This window comes from Alistipes sp. CAG:29, from assembly GCF_000435435.1.
Taxonomy (GTDB): domain Bacteria; phylum Bacteroidota; class Bacteroidia; order Bacteroidales; family Rikenellaceae; genus Alistipes; species Alistipes onderdonkii.
The window spans coordinates 1-4646 of sequence record NZ_FR893442.1; the positions used below are offsets into that span (position 1 = coordinate 1).

Sequence of the window (4646 nt, forward strand, 5' to 3'; positions counted from 1 at the left end):
ACCTGCTCCGTCGGTTTGGACATTTAGTTCATGTTGTTACTATGCCGCCGTTTTCATCTCCTCAGGCATCCGGATATCGGGTTCGATATCCGGGTTCATAGGAATAATCAGCGGCTCCAGGGTGGGTTCTATAGCGGGCGTCTCGTCCGGCAGCAGCTCGGGCATCTCCGGTTCGGCATCCGGTGCCTCCTGCATCGAAACCGCCATCTCCTCGGCCTCGGCTTTTGCCTGCAAGGCGTCGATCTGTTCCTGAAGACGGGCTTTGCGACGCTCGTAGACTTTCAGATACTCCTGCTGCACCTTCTGGCTCTGCTCCGAGAAGTTCATATCCGCGAAGCGGCACATCATTCCCGTCAGAAGCGTTTCATCCGTACATCCGTACTCCGGAGCCGCCGAGCGGAAATAGTCCACCAGATAAGCGCGGACCAGCGCCGCCTGCTGCTTGGCCGTAATGCGTCCCGCAGCGGCGAATTGTTCCCGGTCGGTCAGGTAAGAGCCCTCCTTGGGCCGGAAACCGCACTGGCGGAGTTTCGAGTCGCTCATTACGCGCTGCATCACGGCATAGTAGAACATCTGCTGCTCCTCTTTCTGCAAGGGCTTGTTCGCAACCTTCACATCGAGAAAGACCTGCTTCATATCGGTCGTGATATGCTCGTAGCAGATTTCCCGGTAACGACGCTCCTGTTGCAACAGCCCCTCCAGCGGCGAAGGCGGAACGACGGTGACGAAGACCTTATGCTCATCGTCCTGCCCCTCGTTTACCGTCACTTCCCGCTCTTCGTCCTCGATCTCTTCGTAGCGGAGCTCGATATCGAGGTTGCCGATGACGGCATACTTGCGCACCCGTCCTTCCGAGATGTCGAACTCCAACCGCTGAGTTTCTTCGGCAAACGCCGCCATTTCGGCCTCGTACTCCTCCTTAGCCTCAGTAAAATCCTCTTCTGACTCGAACTCCTCGGCTTGTGGAGCGTCGGGCATCTGAGGGCCTTTATCGTAGTGATAAACGCTGTATTCCAGCTCTTCGACGTGATAGCCCTCTTTCTCAAGAGCTTCGAGTACTGCGGCAGGCGTTTCGCCGTCCGTAGCCAGCGTCGTACGCGGGTCGTCCTTCAGGAGTTTCACGGCTTTCTGTACCAAAAACTCGTTGTTCTTGCGGATCATGCACTCGCGGTTTTGACAGCCCGCGCAACCGCCCGTACATTCGTCCTTAAACAACACCTGATTGGCCGTGTTGTGCTGGCAGGAAAGGCACTCCGTCTTATCGAAGTTATAGCTTTCCAGCTTGGTCATGTAACGCTCGTAGAGACGCCGGGCGATCTCCTTGATCCGCGCCGTCTTCCACGAGTTGTAGCACCCCTCGGCGAAATGATCGTCGTAGACCTCCTGCTGGATGTCGGCCGGATATTTGGCGATCTCCGTGGCGACACCCACCGAGATATCCTCCCGGTCGAGCATCCCGGCCAAAGCGTCGATCAGTTCGCAGAGTTTCAGTCGCGAGCGGATGTAGGCTTCCGACTTGCCGAACTTGCCCACGAGGCTCTCGATCGTATGCCGTCCCGACTGCAGGGCCCGCTTGTAGGCGGCGGCCTCCTCGCGCGGCCGCACGTCCTCGCGCTGCAGGTTCTCCGTGATGGCGGCATCCTCGGCCTCGGCGTCCGACAAATCCCGTACCAAGGCCGGGATGAATTTCAGATTCGCCATGGCCGCGGCCCAGTAGCGGCGCTCGCCGTAGACGATCTCGAAGCCCTCGTCCTTCGGACGCACGCAGATAGGCTGCAGTACGCCCGACTGTTTGATGCTCTCGGCAAGTTCCAGCAGCGTATCTTCGCGGAAGTTTTTGCGGGGATTGTAGGTCGAATTGACGATCTTGTTCAGATCCAGCAGCCGGACATCCGTCTCGGGATGGGCTGCCGGTTGTTCGGCAGGACTGGTTTCTGCGACAGGATTCACAGCTCCGATATCCGTTGCCTGCGGTTCGGCGGGTTTCATGTCGGGACTCCCGGCTGCAACCGGGTCTTGCGCTTGCGCCGCAACGGCCTCGGAAACGGCCGGCGTCCGAACTGCGGTCTTACCGCTCTGCTTCGATTTCGAATTTGCTTTCGCAGTCTGCATAACATGTAACAGTTTTTACCGTGTGTCTCACGTGTTTTCTGCTCGCACGAATTTTATTGTTTTTATCGCGCAAGCAATGAATAATATGTTATGAGGCTTTATATCCCGAACGGATCGGTTGCCTCGGGAAGATTCATAAGCCCGCGGCGCAGGTGCAGGGGCGGAAAAATACCGCAGCCCCGGCGAGGATGATTTTTCCGTCCCGGAGCCGGAGAGGGAGGCCTGGCCGACCGGCCCGGGATTATCTTTCCCGGGGCAACCGGCAGGATAGGTAATTTCCATTTATCTTTGCCGTGACAAACATCGGAAGCAGCAGCTTCGATGTCATATTGAAACCCGTCATTTCTGGGTATAATCGGATCGAAGCATCCGGCAATATCCTGCATTCGGTCGGATTCATCTCCGTTTCCGGTATATATCTCCGGAAAATTTGCCGGTTCCATACGAACAGTTAATTTTGTAATAGATTCAGTTTATCGGAATGCGTAAATCGGTATTCATACTGCTAACGGTTTTCACGGCCTGCCTGCTCTGCAAGGAGTCGGAGAATATGCCGGGCACCTCTCGGAAATTCATGGATGAAACATTCCTAAACCGTGGGGAGGAGAATTTACTTGCCAGGCAATGTGAATATATCTATTCCGATTTAAGTTTCACCAGTGTCTTGCCGGAGGCCAAAAAGACACGCTCGACCGTATCCATGTTCCGGCACGGAGCCCATAGGCGCTTGCGTGCCACGGTTTTATCAATGTGTTGCGTCACATACGGGATTTCGGGCGTCGCAGGACTCGCAGCAAGGGTACACGGAAAAGGTTTCGTGGCCGGCCTACATGCCGTAGACTATTACGTCTATCGCCTGCACCGGCTCATTATTTAGCCATATGGCAAGAAGACTCGCAAAGGCCGGGTAAAAACATGGAATGTCCGGAAAACGGGAAAGTTGTATGTCCTGTTTTCGGGGGAATAAAATGCCCGGCTGTCTCACGCTCGAAATTCGTTTTTTATACGTGTCGCCCCGATGCATATACGATAAATATCGCTCCGGACGGCTCTGTTCTTTCGGAGAATCCTAAAGATGGAGATTTACGATGTACCGATATGCTGACGCGTTCCGTTGTTCACGACGGAATTTTTTATGTTTTGAAGAGAGCTGTCGTGATCTCACACAACGGCCTGTACGGGTAGATGAAAAGTGTCTTTGGAGGGAGTTTTCGGTATTCCCATATGACGGTATAAACACTCCGGACACCGTTTCCCAACAGTATCCGGAGCTGACAAAATTGTGCTTGCGGTATTTTGCACAGGATAAAAATACGGATTCTTTTCGAAAGCAGCAAGCCGTGCCCCGGTTTTTCAGCTTCCGGCGGTTCATCCTCGAGAATTTGCGTTTCTTATATCGCCGCCCGTTTTAGCAATTTTTCCCGCGGGCCGATATTCGGTTTGTATATTTTAATAGACCGAAAATAATTATTTTGGAGTCCTGAAAAACATAATCTCCGTAAGCTGTATGGTAGAATTGGATAAAAGCCAAAAGAAAATTGCCCGAACACTCATAAGCCGGGCCTTGGAGCGTGAATGCTGTACCTTTCTGGCGAAACTCAAACGACTCCTGCAGGATGAAAAAGCGCAGTCCTGCCATGAGAAATATTTGGAAATATATAAGAGCATACAGACATTCGACAAAGATATAAGTCGTCAGTATGACGGTCTGAACGGCTCCCGCTATGCTTTGACGGTATTCAGCCTTTTCTATAACGGAATCCTTACGGAGAAGGATCTCTCGGAATTCGACGACAGAACCCGGGAAGCGTTCTTGGAGCACAGACGGCAGTGGAATCTGGAGTTGTAAGCCGGCAGCACGGACATATACCGCATATGAACCCGGCATGCAGAACCCGAAGGAGCCTCGCAGAAAAATTCTTTCGGGAATGGAATGCCGTGCACCGAGGGAACCGGCCGAAAAAAATAGCATCACAAAGCTGTTTTTGTGAAAAAATATCTATTTTTGGGTCGTGTTAAACTACTAAATTCCATACGACCATGAATGAACTGGTAAAGACTATCGACGAGCTGTATGCGGCATTCAAGACCGACGCAGAGCTTCAGGCGGGAAAAAACAACAAAGCTGCGGGACTGCGCGCCCGTAAGGTGTCGCTGGAGCTTGAGAAGAAACTCAAGGAATTCCGGAAAACGTCGCTTGCGGCAGCTGCCAAATAGCTCGTTTTCATCGCATGACGCAGGGTGTTCTTTCGAAGGACACCCTTTTTTGTCCCGGCGGTTTCGGCCTTACCGGCGGAGGAAATGACGGCAGCCCTGTCGAAGATTCAGCCCCGGAGTTTCCCGTCGGTCGTCAGGGAGGGATTCAACCGCTCCCGAAGGCTCGTATTGCGTTTCAGCACGGACATATTGTGGACGGCATAGGCCAAGGCTTTCGTCGCACCGATCAGCACGCAGATCTTTTTGGCGCGCGTGATACCCGTATAGATCAGGTTGCGCTGGAGCATCACGAAGTGGGTCATCAGCACCGGCATGAC

At 53.4% G+C, this 4646-nt stretch carries 5 protein-coding genes; 2 read left to right on the plus strand and 3 right to left on the minus strand.

What is annotated here, in order from left to right:
- Window positions 1-39: 39 nt before the first annotated feature.
- Both QVP03_RS04500 and QVP03_RS04505 read right to left on the minus strand, forming a co-directional pair.
- The gene (locus QVP03_RS04500; protein ID WP_022332385.1) at window positions 40-2112 is read right to left on the minus strand and encodes a ParB/RepB/Spo0J family partition protein; all 2073 of its coding nucleotides are present in this window, start codon (window positions 2110-2112) and stop codon (window positions 40-42) included.
- Window positions 2113-2210: 98 nt separating this feature from the next.
- Window positions 2211-2555 (minus strand): hypothetical protein, encoded by a 345-nt coding sequence (locus QVP03_RS04505; RefSeq protein WP_288210641.1) that lies wholly within the window; start codon window positions 2553-2555, stop codon window positions 2211-2213.
- Between the two features lie 1064 nt (window positions 2556-3619).
- Between QVP03_RS04505 and QVP03_RS04510 the strand changes: the two genes are divergently transcribed.
- Both QVP03_RS04510 and QVP03_RS04515 read left to right on the plus strand, forming a co-directional pair.
- The gene (locus tag QVP03_RS04510; RefSeq protein ID WP_015545962.1) at window positions 3620-3961 is read left to right on the plus strand and encodes a hypothetical protein; all 342 of its coding nucleotides are present in this window, start codon (window positions 3620-3622) and stop codon (window positions 3959-3961) included.
- Window positions 3962-4152: 191 nt separating this feature from the next.
- The gene (locus QVP03_RS04515; RefSeq protein ID WP_009597166.1) at window positions 4153-4329 is read left to right on the plus strand and encodes a histone H1; all 177 of its coding nucleotides are present in this window, start codon (window positions 4153-4155) and stop codon (window positions 4327-4329) included.
- Window positions 4330-4436: 107 nt separating this feature from the next.
- On the opposite strand, the gene QVP03_RS04520 is transcribed toward QVP03_RS04515, so the two are convergent.
- On the minus strand, window positions 4437-4646 hold a 210-nt coding region (locus QVP03_RS04520; RefSeq protein WP_178845734.1), incomplete at its 5' end, for an ATP-binding domain-containing protein.